A 15,769-nucleotide genomic window follows, 5' to 3' on the forward strand; every position below is an offset into this window, starting at 1 on the left:
AATTATCCTTGGAAGTTGTCCTTGGAGCGCCCCATCAGCTCGATGAACACGTCTTCGAGCGACGGTTCGCTGGCCTGCCAATGCCATTTCGAATTGTCCCGATAGGGCGCGATCGCGGCCTCGAGCGCCGCCTTGTCGCGGCCGGAGACGTGCAGGCTGGTGCCGAACGGCGCCACCATGTCGACGCCGGGCTTATCCGTGAGCTCGGCCATCAGGCCGTTGAAATCCTCGCCCGTCACCGTCCAGGTCGACAGCGCGGAGGCGGCGATCACCTCCTCCACCGTGCCGTGCGCCAGCAGATAGCCGTAGGCGATGTAGGCGATCTCGTGGCAGCGCTCGGCCTCGTCCATGTAATGGGTCGAGACCAGCACTGTGAGGCCTTCGGCGGCGAGTGCGTGGATCTCGTTCCAGAAATCGCGCCGCGCCTTGGGATCGACGCCGGCGGTAGGCTCGTCGAGCAGCAATAATTGCGGATTGGGCAGCGTGCAGGCCCCCAGCGCCAGCCGCTGTTTCCAGCCGCCGGAGAGCTCGCCCGCAAGCTGCTCCTCGCGCCCCTTCAGCCCGATCCGCGCGATCATGTCGGCCGCAGCCCCGCGCGCGTCCGGCATGCCATAGAGCCGCGCCACGAATTCCAGATTCTCGCGCACCGACAGGTCCTGGTACAGGCTGAAGCGTTGGGTCATGTAGCCGACCTGACGCTTGATCTTCTCGGCATCGCGACGGATGTCGTAGCCTAGGCAGGTGCCCTCGCCGCTATCAGGGGTGAGCAGCCCGCAGAGGATGCGGATGGTCGTGGTCTTGCCCGAGCCGTTGGGTCCGAGGAAACCGTAGATCGAGCCGCGTTTCACCTGCATCGACAGATCGTGCACGACCTCGCGGCCGCCGAACGACTTGGTCAGGCCCTTGACGTCGATCGCGATGGAGGGTGCGTTGGACCGCGCGCTGGTGGAGCCGCCGTTCATCTGCGATCCGCCACCGGCGTCTTAGGGGTGGTCTTGGGATTGAGGTAGATGCTGATCGGCTGACCGACGCGCAGCACATCGGGCCGGCTCGGCCGCGCCTGGATCAGGTAGACGAGCTTGTTGCGCTCATCGAGGCTGTAGATGACAGGCGGGGTGTATTCGGCCGAGGTTGCGATGAAGTAGATCTTTGCGGTGAGGTCGGCCGCGCAATTGTCGCACGAGACGCGCACCGTGTCGCCGATCGCGAGCTTGGGCAATTCGGCTTCCGGCACGAAGAAACGCAGCTTCATGTTTCCGGGCGGCATGATCGACAGCACCGGACGCTGCGCCGCCACCATCTCGCCCTCGCGGAAATAGATCTGCTGAATCGATCCTGCGATCGGCGCAAAGCCCTTGCGGCGGTCGAGCCGGGTCTGCGAGGTGTTGACCCGCGCCTCCGCAACGCGCAGCGCCGAGACCGCGGAATCCAGATTGGCCTGGGTGCCGGCGCCGGTGCCGCTCAGCGAGGCCGCCCGGTCGTAGGTCTGCTGCGCGTTCGCCAGTGTCGCCTTGTTCTGATTGAGATCGGCGCGTTGGAGATCGTCGTCGACGGAATAGAGGGCATCACCGACCTTGACCTCGTCGCCTTCGCGGACGTTGAGCTTGGTGATCCGCCCCGCTTCGTCCGGGCTGACGAAGATCATGTCGGCCTCGACCCAGCCCTGGAAGCCGGGATCGCGCTTCTCCTGGCAACCGGCCAGCGTCGCCGCCAGCACGACTGTCGTCACGAGCTTCATCATGCGCGAGCGGGTCATGGCTTGCTCCGTTCGCCGAAGATCAGATCGAGATGAACCTTGAACATCGCGAGGGCATCCAGCGGCGCGTGCCTCGCAAACAGGCTCTGCCAGATCACCGCGATCATCGCGGGTGCCACGACAAGCTGGGGAAACTGCGCGAGCTGGCGCTGCCTGATCTCGCCGCGCGTGATCGCGAGCTGGATCAGCGCCTGCATCGCGGCCATCCCCTTCGACACCACCTCGCGGAAATAGAAGTCGGCGATCGTCGGGAAGCGCGGCCCTTCGGAGACGATCAGGCGGACGATGTCGCCGCGCCGGGTCGACACGATCTCGCGGATGAAGGTCTCGGCGAATCTCTCCACCGCATCGCGCACCGGGCCGGTGATGGTGGGCGGCGCGGCCATGCGATTGACCAGAGGCACCACTGCGGTGCGGATCAGCTCCTCGAACATCGACTCCTTGTCCTTGAAGTACAGATAGAGCGTGCCCTTGGCGACGCCCGCCCGCTTGGCGACATCGTCGAGCCGCGTCGCGGCAAAGCCGCGTGCGATGAACTCGTCCATCGCCGCCTCGACGATCGCTGCGCGCCGCTCCGCGGATTTCTCGGCGCGGTTCGCGGCAGGCTTCGGCTCGGGCAGCTTTGCCGAGGCCACCTTCGGGATCCTCGTCGCCGCAGCCCGGATCGTGGTGGTCCGGCGCTTGGCGGGCCGGGAGCGGTTCGTTTCTTCGATGCGCTTTGTCATGGCCATAATATGACTGACCAGTCAGTCATCGTCAATGCGTTCAGAGAAAACGCCTACCGGCCGGAAGCGTTCCTGTTGGCCTTCCCGGGTGCGCATAGATTCGCGATCTCGCGGTGCAAATGCCCGAATTTGCTGCTTATTTCTGCCCCTCTGGAGAACAGAGGACGCAGGGAATGCCGGGTGCCGATCGCACCCAGGGGCCCTGTGCAACAAAAAGGCGCAGGGGTGGCATCACAGGTGTAACCGGAGCATCCGGCTTTCCCTGCGCGATGGGCTACGGCTCACCTCGTACTCAACCCGGCGAGATTGGGGGGATTTTGATACAAGCGATCGGCTGGGGGGAAACACCTATGAGCGATTGGTTACACAACCTGTCTGTGCCGTGGATGGCCTTCATTGTCTTCGGCTTCACCTATCTTGTTGCCATTCTCATTTTCGCAGGCGTTGCGATCCTGTCGACCAAGGAGCGCGCAACGTCTTTCAAATCGATCTCGCCCGGCATGTTGCCGGTGCTCGGCATCCTTTTCGGCCTGTTTGTTGCATTCACCGCGGCACAGGTCTGGAGTGACAGTGATCGCGCCACCGCGGCGGTGAGCCGCGAAGCCAGTTCGTTGCGGGCGGTCATCTTGCTCGCCGGCGGCCTGCCGCCGGAGCAGGAGGCGCGCCTGCGCGGTCTCGTTCGCGACTACGTCGAGGAAACGGTCGCCGTGGAATGGCCGATGATGGCGCGCCAGGCTGCATCGCTCAAGGCAGCTCCTCCCGCGCTGACCGCGGCGTTGCGCTTTGTCGTATCAACGCCCGCGCAAAACCCGGGCCAGCAGACGACGCAGCACGAGATCATCACCAATCTGAATTCGGCACTCGATGCGCGACGACAACGGATCATCGTCAGTCAGACCGAAGTCGACTCGATAAAATGGTGGTGCCTCTACCTTCAGGCCATCTGCGAGCTATTGGTCATTGCGCTTGTTCACTGCGACAACCGGTTGGGATCCGCCATCGCGATGGGACTGTTCGCGACCGGCGTGGCCACATCGGTTCTGCTGATTGCCGCGCATGATCGACCATTCACCGGCCAGATATCGATTGCGCCGACGCCGTTGCTGCAGATCATGCCGGACAAGGAGACGAGCCGATAAGCGCCGGACCGCACTACGCGCGCTGTCCGCTACGTGTGAAACTTCAGTCCATCGAGGATCTTGTCGACCACCTTGCGCTCGGCGCGAATGGCGAGGCCGACCAGGTTGAGCTCGCTGCGCACGACCGCCTTCACCACCTCGCGGTTGGCGGCGTCATGCGTGGTCTTGAACATGTCCTCGGTGTAGAGCGCCGGCTGCACGTTGCGCGCCAGCGCGCGCTCCAGCGCCCGCGACAGCGCAGGCCCGTCGGCGCCGTAGATCAGGATCGGCTGGCCGATCAAAGAGAGATATCTGGTCCCCGAGCCGTCCTCGTAATTCCCGCCGATACATTCGGGGAAGGAAGCCGCGATGCCACCGGCAAGAAACGACGCGACGTTGAGCTTCTGCCAGGTCTGAAGATCGGTGCGGATCACGACCGCGATCTTGGTGTCGAACTGCATGATGCAAGTCTAGCGGCAGGCAGGCGGCAAACGCCAGTTCTACAGGTGCAGACCACATCTGCCAGCGAGGCGCTGACGTTAGATTCCCGGGAGACCCGCCGGCGCATCCTGCCGACCTGAACCTGCCATTCCGCGCCGGCGAGAAGGACTTGTGATGAAGTCTTATCATTGGCAGCAGGGCGACGTCGCAAAGGCCCGATCCGTGCCGGGACGGAAAGCGATAGTCAGGTCCTGCGCCGCGTAGTAGGCTTCGGGCGTTCGATGACCATCAGCATATTTCAGGGCATTGCATCATGATCAGCAAGGCCGATGTTGTTGTTATTGGTTCGGGCGGATTGGGCGCGGCCACAGCCTATTACCTGAGCAAGCGTGGAGGTCTCAGCGTCGCCCTTGTCGACAAGCATGAGATCGGATCGCAAACCTCGCCCCGCGCGGCAGGCATGGTGAGTTGCGCGCGCAAGAGCGACCTGATGATTGGCCTCATCAAGGACGCATGCCGCAAGATCGAGGCGTTCACTGAAGAAACCGGCCAGCCGCTCGACTGGGTGCATTCGGGCAGCCTCAAGATTGCGCGCCGGCCGCAGGACGCCGAAGTGATCGAGGACGACTTCGCGCGCGGACGCCGCACCGGCCTCGACGTCGAGCTGATCTCTCCGGAAGAGGCGAGCGGTCTCAATCCGTTCCTGCAGCCGGCGGGCGTCGTTGCGGCGATGCGGATAGGCGACGACCGGTATTTCGACCCGGCGCAGGTTGCCGTCGGTTTCGCCACGGCCGCCGCGGCCAACGGTGCGACCTTGCTGCCGAAGACCGACGTGCGCGCCGTCAACATCGTCGGCGGCACCGTGATCGGCGTGACCACCGCAAACGGCGTCATTGAAAGTCCGGTTGTCGTCGATGCGGCCGGTGCGTGGACGCGGCAGGTCGCGGAGGCAAGTGGAATTCGCGTGCCGCTGGTGCCGACCCGGCAGCAATTGATCGTCACCGAGCCTTTGGATGGCGCGCGGGCCGACCTGCCGATGATCCGCATCATGGATGCTGCGGTGTATGTCCGCCCGTGTCAGGGCGGCTTCCTGTGGGGTGTCTACGAGGAAACGCCGCGCTTCTTCGATATGCAATCGCTTGGGGCCGGCTTCGACGTCAAGGACATGCCGCTCGACATCGGCGTGCTTCATGCCGCCGCCGATGAGGTCAAGGACCAGCTCCCGTTCCTGCAAACCGCCAAGGTGCGGGAGTTTCGCGGCGGCATTCCGACGATGACCGCCGACGGCCATCATATTCTTGGCCCGGCCGCCGGAGTGACCGGCTTCTATTTTGCGAGCGGGTGCAACGTCGCCGGTCTGTCGATCTCGCCGACCGTCGGCGAGGCGCTCGCGGCCTGGATCGTGGACGGCAAGCCGCCCGTCGATCTATCGCCGATGTCGGTCATGCGGTTCAAAGACCAATCGTGGTCTGAAGACCAATTGGAGCGCGACGCCGCCTGGCAATACCGACACTTCTATGGCGCCGTCTGAGCGCGGCAGCGCGCTTTGCCCACCAGGCGGATTGCGGCGACCGCCCTAACCCTTGGCGTCGCAGGCCCAGGCGCGGATCACGCATTCCTTGCCGCCGTACTTGTAGCACTTCTTGGTCGCGGCATTGAGCGAGCTCGAGATCTTCGGCGCCACGGCATAGCCATGGGCGCCGCAGGGATTCTTCATGTCGACCGACATCGCGGCGCAGGCGCGCTTCATCGTGACGGTCGTGCAATCGCCCTTGCACTGCTTCTGCGCCGCGGCGCGCGCCGCACCCTCCGCCGGATAGTCGTAGGCCTGGCCATACGCCCCGCACTTGCCGACCGCGAACGCGCCGGCCGCGCGCGCCTTGGGCACGAAGGTTTCCACGGAGAAACGCGTGGCGCCGAGCAGCAGTGTCAGGACGAGAATCGTCAGCGCGCGACGCTGCGCGACGGCAGTCGAAATGATCAAGCGGAAATCCCCCAAAGCCCGGCGCGGACTGTACGCAGGGGTCGTTTCCAGATGGTGAATGACGGGTTGATGAACCGTCAAACCCTCATGGTGAGGAGGCGCGAAGCGCCGTCTCGAACCACGAGGCCCCGCTGGTGCCATTCATCCTTCGCGACGCCGCTGCGCGGCTCCTCAGGATGAGGTCTGACATTTCGTTTGGACGAGACGATTGCAAGCGTGCTTATCCCCGTCTTGCCGCTTCCAGCGCCTGCGGCGTGTCGATGTCGAGGAAGGCGCTCTCGCCGTCGACGGGCACTTCAGCGACCGCCTCGGTGTGCTTGGCAATCAGATGCCGCGCGCCGACGTCGCCGTCGAGCGTCATCAGCTCCTTGAAGAAGCGGCGCGACCACAGCACGGGATTGCCGCGGCGACCTTCGCTGACCGGCACGACGATGAGATTGCCGCGGTCGGGCGCAAAGCTGTCGATGAGGCGGTCGATCAGGCCGGCATCGATCAGCGGCATGTCGCCGAGGCAGACGATCGCGCCGTCGGCGCTGTCGGAGACCGCCGCAATGCCCGCCTTCACCGAGCTGGCGAGGCCGCCGGCGAAATCCGGATTGCGGACGAATTTCACGTTCAGGCCTTGCAGCGCCTGCTCGACGAGCTCTGCCTGGTGCCCGGTCACGACGATCACCTCTGATGCCTTCGAGGCCAGCGCCTGCTCGGTCGCAAGGCGCACCAGCTTCTTGCCGTCGAGCTCGGCGAGCAGCTTGTTCGGGCCGCCCATGCGGGTCGAACGGCCCGCCGCGAGCACGATGGCCGCGACCTGGCTGTTGCCCTCCGTCTCCGGCTGTGTGCGCGGCTGCGGCCGCGTCACGATCTCCATCAGGAGACCGCCGACGCCCATGCCCATCAGCTCGGACCGCGTCACCTTGATGCCGGCGAGGAGCCGCATCAAGACCCAGTCAAAACCGTTCTCGACCGGCGAGCGCGCACAACCCGGCGCGCCCAGCACCGGGACGCTGCCGGCGCGGGCGATCAGCAGCAGATTGCCGGGATCGACCGGCATGCCGAAATGCTCGATCTCGCCGCCGATGCCGGTAACGGCCGCGGGGATCACGTCGCGGCGATCGGCGATCGCAGAGGCGCCGAACACGATGACGAGTTCGGCCCCTAACCCGAGCAATTCCTTGATCGAGGCGGCGAGCACCGTCTCGTCATGCGGGACACGCCGCTCGGCGATGATGCCGGCGCCGGCCGGCGCCAGCCGCTCGGCGGTGACGCGCAGGGTCTTGTCGATCACCTTGGAGGACAGGCCCGGCAGCAGCGTCGAGACCACGCCGACCTTCTGGATCACATAGGGCGCGATCCGCAGCGTATCCTTGCCGGCCACCGCGACGGCCGCATCGCGCAAAGCGCCCTCGACGCCGAACGGGATGATCTTGACGGTACCGACCATCTCGCCCTCGACCACCGGCTTGTAGGCGGTGAGCGTCGCGAAGGTGATGGCCTCGTCGACATTGTTGATGCGGTCGACCGCGGCGCGATCGATCACCAGCACGCCCGGGCGCGCGGCGAACAGATTGGCGCGCCCGGTGAAGGCGCGTTCGACATGGATACCCTCGCCGCCGACGGCGAGCGCGATGCTGGCAGCCGCGACGTCCTCGGAGACGTCGCCCGCCTCCATCCGCACCACGACGATGTCCTTGATGCCGGCACGCTCCAGCGCCTCGACCTCGGCGGCGCCGATCTTCGTGCCTTTCTTCAGCACCAGCGGCCCCTGGCGCAGGGTATGCACGGTGACGCCGCCAATCGCGTCGGCCGGACTGGCGGGACCGAATTTCATGCCGCCTCTTCTTTTTCTTTCGGAGGCAGCCGAAGCACGGCCGTGATCTCGGCCATGATCGCCACCGCGATCTCGGACGGCGACACCGCGCCGATCGGAAGGCCAATGGGCGCGTGGATGCGCGCGATGTCGCTTTCCCTGGCGCCCTGCGCCCGCAACCGGTCGGCCCGCTTGGCATGCGTCTTCCGCGAGCCGAGCGCGCCGATATAGAAGCAGTTGCGCTCGAAGGCGTGCAGCAGCGCGGGGTCGTCGATCTTGGGATCGTGCGTCACCGCGACGAAGGCGGTGTAGGCATCGACGTTGAGCGGCGGCAGCGCCGTGTCGGGCCATTCGGCGATCAGCGGAATGTCCGGGAAGCGCTCCGGGCTTGCGAAGGCCGTGCGCGGATCGACCACGGTGACGTCGTAGCCGAGCGAGCGCGCCAGCGGCGCGAGCGCCTGGCTGATATGGACCGCGCCGACGATGACGAGCTTTGCCGTCGGCGCGTAGACGTTGAGGAACAGCTTCTTGCCGCCGGCCTCGACACTGGCGCTCTTGCCCATGCGAAGCTGTTTCTCCAGCTCGGTGCGCAGCGGATCGGCGGCGATGTCCGCGGCCTTGACCAGGCGCTGATCGCCATTGGCGGTGTCGGTCACCAGGATCACCGGCCGGCGCGCGGCGCGCTCGGCATTGAGTTCGTGCAGGATCTCGAGCTTCACGGCTAACCGACCTTCTCGACGAAGACGCGGATGGTGCCGCCACAGGACAGCCCGACATTCCAGGCGGTCTCGTCGGCCACGCCGAACTCCAGCATCCTCGGTTTGCCGCTCTGGATCACGTCCATGGCCTCGGTCACCACGGCGCCCTCGACGCAGCCGCCGGAGACCGAGCCGAGGAAGGTGCCTTCGTCATTGATGACGAGGCTCGAGCCCGCCGGGCGCGGGGCCGAGCCCCAGGTCTCGACAACGGTAGCGAGCGCGACGCCATGGCCCTCTTTCTGCCAGGTCTCGGCGGCCTGCAGGATGTCTTCGTCGCGGTTGAGCATGAGAGCGTCTCCTCAAGCAACAGAACGGATCAGGCTGCGGTGGTGCGCCGGCGGCGGGGATGACAGCGCCCCGATCAAGCCCTTGATGGAGGTCAAATTATGTACCGGGCGGAATTCGTCAACGTGGGGAAGCATCATTTTGATGCCCTGCGCCTTGGCCTCGAAACCGCCGAACCGCAACAGCGGGTTGAGCCAGATCAGCCGCCGGCAGGACCGGTGCAGCCGGTCCATCTCGAAGGCCAGCTTGGAATCGGCCTCCCGTTCCAGCCCGTCGGAGATCAGCAGCACGATGGCGCCCTGGCTCAGCACCCGCCGCGCCCACAATTTGTTGAAGTTGTGCAGCGAGGCCGAGATCCGGGTGCCGCCGGCCCAGTCCTCGACCGAGGCCGAGCAGCTCGCCAGCGCCTCGTCGGGGTCACGGGCCCGTAACGCCCGCGTCACATTGGTCAGGCGGGTGCCGAACAGGAATACCGAGACCCGCTTGCGGTAGTCGGTGATGGCGTGCAGGAAATGCAGGAACAGGCGGGTGTACTCGCTCATCGAGCCAGAGATATCGAGCAGCGCCACGATCGGCGCCGGTTTCTCGATCCGGCCGAGCTTTCGGATGTCGATGATCTCGCCGCCGGTGCGCAGCGAGTTGCGCACGGTGCGGCGCATGTCGAGCCGCAGGCCCCGCGCATCCGGCTGGTAGCGGCGTGTCACAAGCTCGGCCTGCGGCAGCCGCATCTTGGCGATCTCGCGCGTCACCTCGGCGATCTCCGCCGCGGTCATCTGCGCAAAATCCTTCTTCTGCAGGATCTCCTTGTCGGACACCGAGAGCTTCAGCTCCTGCTCCTGGGCCTGCGGCCGCTCCTCGCTCCGCGCCGGCTGGGACATCGCCTCCTGCACGCGGCGCGCACCCGCCTGCGGCTTCTTCTTGGCCTGCTCCGGCAGCGGCACCGAATCCAGCATGTGCTTCCATTCCTCCGAGGCGCGGAAGAACAGGTTGAAGGCCTGCTTGAAGATCAGCGCATGCTCGTGGCGCTTGACGAAGATCGCCTCCAGCGTGGCATAGAAATCCGAGCGATGGCCGACCTCGATCAGCTGCAGCGCGTCGAGCGCGTCGATCACCGAGCCCGGCCCGACCGGGAGCCCGGCCGCCCGCAGCGCGCGGGCAAAGCCGATCACGTTGTCGGCCATGTGGCCGGTCGGAGGCGCGAGGTGGTTGATCGCCATTGTTGTTTGGCCTCGTCATTCCGGACCGCACGAAGTGCGGATCCGAAATCTGGAGATTGCGGCGCGAGACTCCGGGTTCACGCTTCGCGTGCCCCGGAATGACGGCTAGTCGCTCGTCGCTTCCTTCAGCACCTTCTGCAAGGCATCGCCCTGCATCCGGGTGATGTCGTCCTGATACTTGAGCAGCGCACCCAGCGTGTCGCCGACCACTTGCGGGGTCAGCGACCGGGCATCGAGCTCGGACAGGGCGGTGGCCCAGTCGATGGTCTCGGCGACACCCGGCGACTTGTAGAAATCCTGGTTGCGCAGCGCCTGCACGAAGCGCACGACCTGCTGCGAGAGCTTGGCGGAGATTCCGGGCACGCGCGTCTTGACGATCGCAAGCTCACGCTCGGCGGCAGGATAATCCACCCAGTGATAGAGGCAGCGCCGCTTCAGCGCGTCGTGGATCTCGCGGGTGCGGTTGGAGGTGATGATGACGATCGGCGGATGCGGCGCCTTCACGGTGCCGAATTCGGGGATGGTCACCTGGAAGTCGCTGAGGATCTCGAGCAGGTAGGCCTCGAACGCCTCGTCGGCGCGGTCGAGCTCGTCGATCAGCAGCACCGGCGGACCGGCGACGTCGGGCTCCAGCGCCTGAAGCAGCGGCCGCTTGATCATGTAGCGGTCGGCGAAGATATCGCTCGAGAGCTGGTCGCGATCGGTGTCGCCGGCGGCTTCCGCCATCCGGATCGCGATCATCTGCGCGGCGCTGTTCCACTCGTAGACCGCGGAGGAAACGTCGAGGCCTTCATAGCATTGGAGGCGGATCAGCTTCCGCCCCAGCGCCGCCGAGAGCACCTTGGCGATCTCGGTCTTGCCGACGCCGGCCTCGCCCTCCAGGAACAGCGGCCGGCCCATGCGCAAGGAGAGGTAGGTCACCGTCGCAAGCGACCGCTCGGCGAGGTAGCCCCGCGACGTCAGAAGATCCTCGAGCGCATCGACGGAAGTGGGTAACGCCGATACACTCATGGAACAGCCAGTCTTCGAACAGAGGTCAGCAAAGTCACGCCTTGGTACTTAGTCCTTGGCGTTCGCGGCTTCCACCGCCCTGCGCGTCAAAACGCCGATCAGATGCGCGCGGTATTCCGCACTGCCATGCAGGTCGCTGTTCAGCCCGTCGGCCGAAACCGCGATGCCGTCGAGCACCTTGTGCGAGAAGCGCTTCTTCAGGGCCTCCTCGAATGCGGCGACGCGGAACACGCCTTCGGAGCCGGCGCCGGTGACGGCAACGCGCACGTCCGAAGGACGCCGCGCCACGAACACGCCGACCAGCGCATAACGAGAGGCCTGGTTGCGGAACTTGATGTAGGCCGCCTTTTTCGGCAACGGAAACATCACCTTGGTGATGATCTCATCGGCTTCGAGCGCCGTGGTGAACAGACCCTGGAAGAACTCTTCGGCCTTCAAGCGGCGCTTGTTGGTGACGATGGTGGCGCCCAGCGCCAGCACCGCGGCCGGATAGTCGGCGGTCGGATCGTTGTTGGCGAGCGAGCCGCCGATGGTGCCGCGGTGGCGCACCGCGGGATCGCCGATCTGGCTGGCGAGATCCGCCAGCGCCGGGATCGCCTCACCGACGATGGCGGAGGTCGCGACCTCGGCGTGCCTGGCGGTGGCGCCGATCACCAGCGCGCGGCCCTTCATCTCGATCGCGTTGAGCCCCTCGATATGGGAGAGATCGACCAGATGCGGAGGGCTTGCAAGGCGCTGCTTCATGACGGGAATCAGCGTGTGGCCGCCGGCGATCACCTTGGCGTCTTCGTTCTTCACCAGGAGGTTGGCCGCCTGGCGAACCGTCCCAGGGCGATGATATTTGAATTCGTACATCTGGATGTCCTGATCGCGGTCGCGATGAATTGCTGACTAGGCGAGGTCCGACTTGTTAAGCGAGGTCCGACTTCGCCATCGCCTTTGCGCCGGCGGAAATCGAGGCGACGATGTTCTGATAGCCCGTGCAGCGGCAGAGATTGCCTTCGAGCTCCTCGCGAATCGTGTGGTCGTCGAGTTCGTGGCCCTTGCGATGCACGATGTCGATCGCGGTCATGATCATGCCCGGCGTACAGAAGCCGCACTGCAGGCCGTGATGCTCGCGAAAGGCCTCCTGCATCGGATGCAGCGGCGCGCCGTCGGCGGCCAGCCCCTCGATCGTCTTGACCTCGTGGCCATCGGCCATCACCGCAAGCGTGGTGCAGGACTTCACGGCCTTGCCGTCGAGATGCACGACGCAGGCGCCGCACTGCGAGGTGTCGCAGCCGACATGGGTGCCGGTCAGCTTCAGATTCTCGCGCAGAAACTGCACCAGAAGCGTGCGGGGATCGACATTGGCCGTCACAGGATTGCCGTTCACGATCATTGAAATCTTGGCCATCAGCACTCTCTTATCTGCGCCACCGCATATCGGCGAAGCAGGCGGTTTTAAATCATTCCAGACGGCATAATATGGGCGCGCCCCGCGATGGGCAACCTTTCGAGCCACCCATCCAGGACATGGCCGGACCTGAATAATCCAGCCGAAAGGCGGGGCTAACCTTGTACCGCCTTGGCGAAGTTCGCGAAAAATTCGTCGGCCAGTTTCTTGGCGGCGCCGTTGATCAGGCGCTGGCCGAGCTGCGCCAACTTGCCGCCGATCTGCGCCTCGACATTGTAGCTCAGAAGCGTGCCGCCATCCTTGTCGGCGAGGCCCACCGTGGCGCCGCCCTTGGCGAATCCGGCCACCCCGCCCTCGCCCTCACCGGAGATCTTGTAACCGTTCGGCGGGTCGAGATCGGACAGCGTGACCTTGCCCTTGAAGCGCGCCGACACCGGGCCGACCTTCATTTTAGCCGTTGCGCGGAAGCCGCCATCGTCGGTCTTCTCCAGCTCTTCGCAGCCGGGGATGCAGGCCTTCAGCACCTCGGGGTCGTTGAGCTTGGCCCACACGGCCTCGCGCGGCGCCGCAAGCTGGACTTCGCCGTTCATCGTCATGGCCATGGGGGATCTCCTCGATCGCTAGAACCTTTTCCCCCAAGTAAAGCAGCCGGGACACAAAGGAAAGGGCACCTTCGGAGGATGAGCGATGCATATTCGCAACCGCAGCAAGCCAAGCCCATTGTTCACGAAATTGCGCAATCCCCGCTGTTGAAAATGCAGGCAGCCCCAGGGCATTGGCATCGACGCGCGACAGTGGTTAGGTCGCCGGCCATGAGCACATCCCTCTCCCCCCTGCTCGCGCCGATGCTGTCGAGCGCCGCCATGCGCGCGGTCTGCGACGACCGGTCTACCCTGCAGAACATGCTCGATTTCGAGGCAGCCCTGGCACGCGCCGAGGTGGCCTGCGGGGTGATTCCCGCAGCGAGCGCAGGACCAATCGGCGCCGCCTGCAAGGGCGAATCATTCGACCTGGCCGCGCTGGCAGAGGCCGCGACGCGGTCCGGCAATCTGGCGATCCCGCTGGTGAAGGCCCTGACTGCCAACGTCGCCCAGGCGGATGCGGAGGCCGCGCGCTACGTGCATTGGGGCGCGACCAGCCAGGACGTCATCGACACCGCGACCGTGCTGTCGTTGCGCGCGGGGATCGACGCGCTGCTGACCGACCTCGACCGCGCCGTTGCGGGCTTCGCCGGGCTTGCGCGCGCAGCCATCGCAACACCGCGATGGTGGCGCGGACCTGGCTCCAGCATGCGCTGCCGATGCCGTTCGGGCTCAAGCTCGCCGAATACGGCGCGGCGCTGCATCGCTCCCGCAAGCGCTTGATGCGCCTGCGCCGCGAGACGCTGGCGCTGCAATTCGGCGGCGCCGCCGGCACGCTCGCCGCGCTCGGCGACAAGGGGATCGCGGTGACCGAACGGCTGGCGCAGGAGCTCGGTCTGCCGCTGCCGGAGGCGCCCTGGCACACCCATCGCGACCGCATCGCCGAGGCTGCATCCTGCCTCGCAATTCTCGCCGGCAGCTGCGGCAAGATCGCGCGCGACGTCTCGCTGATGATGCAGACCGACGTCGCCGAAGCGTTCGAGCCCGCCGGCGAGGGCCGCGGCGGCTCCTCGACCATGCCGCACAAACGCAATCCGGTCGCGGCTGCGACCGCGCTGGGCGCCGCCACCATGGCCCCGCAGCTCGCCGCCACGATCTTGGCCGCGCAGGTGCAGGACCACGAGCGCAGCGCCGGCCCCTGGCACGCGGAATGGCCGACGCTGCCGCAACTGATGCTGGTCACCTCCGGCGCGCTTGCGGCCGTCGTCGACATCGCCGAGGGACTCGAGGTCGATGCGGTGCGCATGCGCGCCAATCTCGATGCGACGCAGGGGCTGATCATGGCCGAAGCTGTCACCTTCGCGCTGGCCGAAAAGATCGGCAAGAGCGATGCGCATCATCTGATCGAGACCGCGAGCAAGCGCGCGGTCGCCGAGAGGAAGCATCTGCGCGAGGTGCTGTCGGAGGATGCCAAGGTCGCCGTACATCTCGACGCGAAACGAATCGCGGCATTGTTCGAGCCGATGGCCTATCAAGGAGCCTCCCAAGCCCTGATCGACCGGCTGCTGGCTTCACTGGATGACAAATAGCGACGATGTTGTTGCCGGGCAAAAAGCAGCGAAGCGCGTCTTCGCGCAGATGGCCCGGCAAGCGCATGACGAGAGGGACAAGACGATGCCGATGATCAACGCCGACGGGTGCATGCTCAACGTCCAGGTGGACGGTCGCGACGGCGGGCCCACCCTGATGCTGTCCAACTCGCTGGGCTGCACGCTGCAGATGTGGGAGCCGCAGATGAAGGCGCTGACGCAGGTGTTCCGCGTCATCCGCTACGACCGCCGCGGCCATGGCAAGTCCGGCGTCCCGCCCGGCCCCTACACGATGGAGCGTTTCGGCCGCGACGTGCTGGCGATCCTCGACGATCTCAACATCGAGAAGGTGCATTGGTGCGGCCTGTCGATGGGCGGCATGGTCGGGCAATGGCTCGGCGCCAACGCGCCTGAAAGGTTCGGCAAGCTCATCCTTGCCAATACGTCCTGCTACTATCCCGATCCTACAAACTGGCATAACCGCATCAAGGCGGTGAAGGAGGGCGGCATCACCGCCGTCGCCGATGCCGTGATCGCGGGCTGGCTGACCCAGGATTTCCGTGAACGCGAGCCGGAGATCACCGCGAAGATGAAGGCGATGCTGCTCGCCTCTCCCGTCGAGGGCTACCTCGCCTGCTGCGAGGCGCTGTCGACGCTCGACCAGCGCGCGCTGCTGCCCAGGATCAAGAGCCCGACGCTGGTGATCGCCGGAAAGCAGGACATGGCAACGCCGGTGTCGGCAGGCGAAATGATCCGCAGCGGCATTCCCGGCGCCAGCATGACGCTGCTCGACGCCGCGCACATTTCCAACGTCGAGCAGCCGCACGCATTCACCGATGCGGTGGTCGGCTTCTTGACGCAGCGCTAGCAACGACCTTCGTCATTCCGGGGGCGATGCGCAGCATCGAACCCGGAATCTCGATCGGCATTCATAACTTCGAGATTCCGGGTTCGGTCCTGCGGACCGCCCCGGAATGACGTAACCGGGAAGGATGCTCTATTGGCGACAATCAGTGTGTAGCCCGGATGCAGCGAAGTGAAATCCGGGACAAGTCTTCGGCAGACGCTGCCCCCCGGATTGCGCTGCGCTTTATCCGGGCTACG

Annotated in this window: 17 protein-coding genes and 1 pseudogene; 5 read left to right on the forward strand and 13 right to left on the reverse strand. The window is 65.5% G+C overall.

Going from position 1 to position 15,769, the window contains the following annotated elements:
* Positions 1-2 precede the first annotated feature (2 nt).
* From RX327_RS25475 to RX327_RS25485, 3 genes are read right to left on the reverse strand one after another with little or no spacing between them, the layout of a single operon-like run.
* Positions 3-962, reverse strand: a complete 960-nt coding sequence (locus tag RX327_RS25475) for an ABC transporter ATP-binding protein (RefSeq protein WP_317247477.1) — start codon at positions 960-962, stop codon at positions 3-5.
* A complete protein-coding gene (locus tag RX327_RS25480) occupies positions 959-1,756 on the reverse strand; it encodes an efflux RND transporter periplasmic adaptor subunit (protein ID WP_317247478.1) in 798 nt (265 codons plus the stop codon). Before RX327_RS25480 ends, RX327_RS25475 begins: the two co-directional genes overlap by 4 nt.
* Entirely contained in the window at positions 1,753-2,376 is a 624-nt protein-coding gene (locus RX327_RS25485; RefSeq protein WP_317251324.1) for a TetR/AcrR family transcriptional regulator, read from the reverse strand. Before RX327_RS25485 ends, RX327_RS25480 begins: the two co-directional genes overlap by 4 nt.
* Here RX327_RS25485 and RX327_RS25490 point away from each other — a divergent pair.
* Positions 2,288-2,494 carry a hypothetical protein gene (locus RX327_RS25490; RefSeq protein WP_244481758.1) on the forward strand — a complete coding sequence of 69 codons (207 nt, stop codon included), beginning with the start codon at positions 2,288-2,290 and terminating at the stop codon, positions 2,492-2,494. The two genes, RX327_RS25485 and RX327_RS25490, sit on opposite strands and share 89 nt — an antisense overlap.
* Before the next feature lie 160 nt (positions 2,495-2,654).
* The gene (locus tag RX327_RS25495; protein ID WP_244481756.1) at positions 2,655-3,620 is read left to right on the forward strand and encodes a DUF4239 domain-containing protein; all 966 of its coding nucleotides are present in this window, start codon (positions 2,655-2,657) and stop codon (positions 3,618-3,620) included.
* A 29-nt stretch (positions 3,621-3,649) separates the two neighbouring features.
* On the opposite strand, the gene RX327_RS25500 is transcribed toward RX327_RS25495, so the two are convergent.
* The gene (locus RX327_RS25500; protein WP_317247479.1) at positions 3,650-4,060 is read right to left on the reverse strand and encodes a DUF2000 family protein; all 411 of its coding nucleotides are present in this window, start codon (positions 4,058-4,060) and stop codon (positions 3,650-3,652) included.
* A gap of 293 nt (positions 4,061-4,353) precedes the next feature.
* On the opposite strand from RX327_RS25500, the gene RX327_RS25505 reads away from it, so the two are divergent.
* Positions 4,354-5,571 (forward strand): NAD(P)/FAD-dependent oxidoreductase, encoded by a 1,218-nt coding sequence (locus RX327_RS25505; protein WP_050383293.1) that lies wholly within the window; start codon positions 4,354-4,356, stop codon positions 5,569-5,571.
* A gap of 45 nt (positions 5,572-5,616) precedes the next feature.
* Here RX327_RS25505 and RX327_RS25510 read toward each other — a convergent pair whose 3' ends face one another.
* From RX327_RS25510 to RX327_RS25550, 9 genes are all read right to left on the reverse strand, one after another.
* Positions 5,617-5,967, reverse strand: a complete 351-nt coding sequence (locus RX327_RS25510; protein ID WP_317251325.1) for a DUF4189 domain-containing protein — start codon at positions 5,965-5,967, stop codon at positions 5,617-5,619.
* A gap of 277 nt (positions 5,968-6,244) precedes the next feature.
* Complete coding sequence (locus tag RX327_RS25515) at positions 6,245-7,849, reverse strand: molybdopterin-binding/glycosyltransferase family 2 protein (RefSeq protein ID WP_317247480.1); 1,605 nt, start codon at positions 7,847-7,849, stop codon at positions 6,245-6,247.
* Positions 7,846-8,547, reverse strand: coding sequence for an XdhC family protein (locus RX327_RS25520; protein ID WP_317247481.1), 702 nt, complete (start codon positions 8,545-8,547; stop codon positions 7,846-7,848). Before RX327_RS25520 ends, RX327_RS25515 begins: the two co-directional genes overlap by 4 nt.
* A 2-nt stretch (positions 8,548-8,549) precedes the next feature.
* On the reverse strand, positions 8,550-8,873 hold the full coding sequence (locus RX327_RS25525) for an XdhC family protein (protein ID WP_317247482.1): 324 nt from the start codon (positions 8,871-8,873) through the stop codon (positions 8,550-8,552).
* A gap of 12 nt (positions 8,874-8,885) precedes the next feature.
* On the reverse strand, positions 8,886-10,088 hold the full coding sequence (locus RX327_RS25530; RefSeq protein WP_317247483.1) for a VWA domain-containing protein: 1,203 nt from the start codon (positions 10,086-10,088) through the stop codon (positions 8,886-8,888).
* Between the two features lie 105 nt (positions 10,089-10,193).
* A complete protein-coding gene (locus tag RX327_RS25535) occupies positions 10,194-11,099 on the reverse strand; it encodes a MoxR family ATPase (RefSeq protein ID WP_317247484.1) in 906 nt (301 codons plus the stop codon).
* Between the two features lie 48 nt (positions 11,100-11,147).
* A complete protein-coding gene (locus RX327_RS25540; RefSeq protein WP_317247485.1) occupies positions 11,148-11,954 on the reverse strand; it encodes a xanthine dehydrogenase family protein subunit M in 807 nt (268 codons plus the stop codon).
* Positions 11,955-12,009: 55 nt separating this feature from the next.
* The gene (locus RX327_RS25545; RefSeq protein ID WP_317247486.1) at positions 12,010-12,495 is read right to left on the reverse strand and encodes a (2Fe-2S)-binding protein; all 486 of its coding nucleotides are present in this window, start codon (positions 12,493-12,495) and stop codon (positions 12,010-12,012) included.
* Between the two features lie 155 nt (positions 12,496-12,650).
* On the reverse strand, positions 12,651-13,097 hold the full coding sequence (locus tag RX327_RS25550; protein WP_317247487.1) for a carbon monoxide dehydrogenase subunit G: 447 nt from the start codon (positions 13,095-13,097) through the stop codon (positions 12,651-12,653).
* A 210-nt stretch (positions 13,098-13,307) separates the two neighbouring features.
* Here RX327_RS25550 and RX327_RS25555 point away from each other — a divergent pair.
* Both RX327_RS25555 and pcaD read left to right on the forward strand, forming a co-directional pair.
* A pseudogene (locus RX327_RS25555) lies at positions 13,308-14,665 on the forward strand (3-carboxy-cis,cis-muconate cycloisomerase).
* 85 nt (positions 14,666-14,750) lie between these two features.
* On the forward strand, positions 14,751-15,533 hold the full coding sequence (pcaD, locus tag RX327_RS25560; RefSeq protein WP_317247488.1) for a 3-oxoadipate enol-lactonase: 783 nt from the start codon (positions 14,751-14,753) through the stop codon (positions 15,531-15,533).
* The last annotated feature ends 236 nt before the right edge of the window (positions 15,534-15,769 follow it).

The sequence above is a fragment of the Bradyrhizobium sp. BEA-2-5 genome (assembly GCF_032918025.1).
GTDB lineage: Bacteria > Pseudomonadota > Alphaproteobacteria > Rhizobiales > Xanthobacteraceae > Bradyrhizobium > Bradyrhizobium pachyrhizi.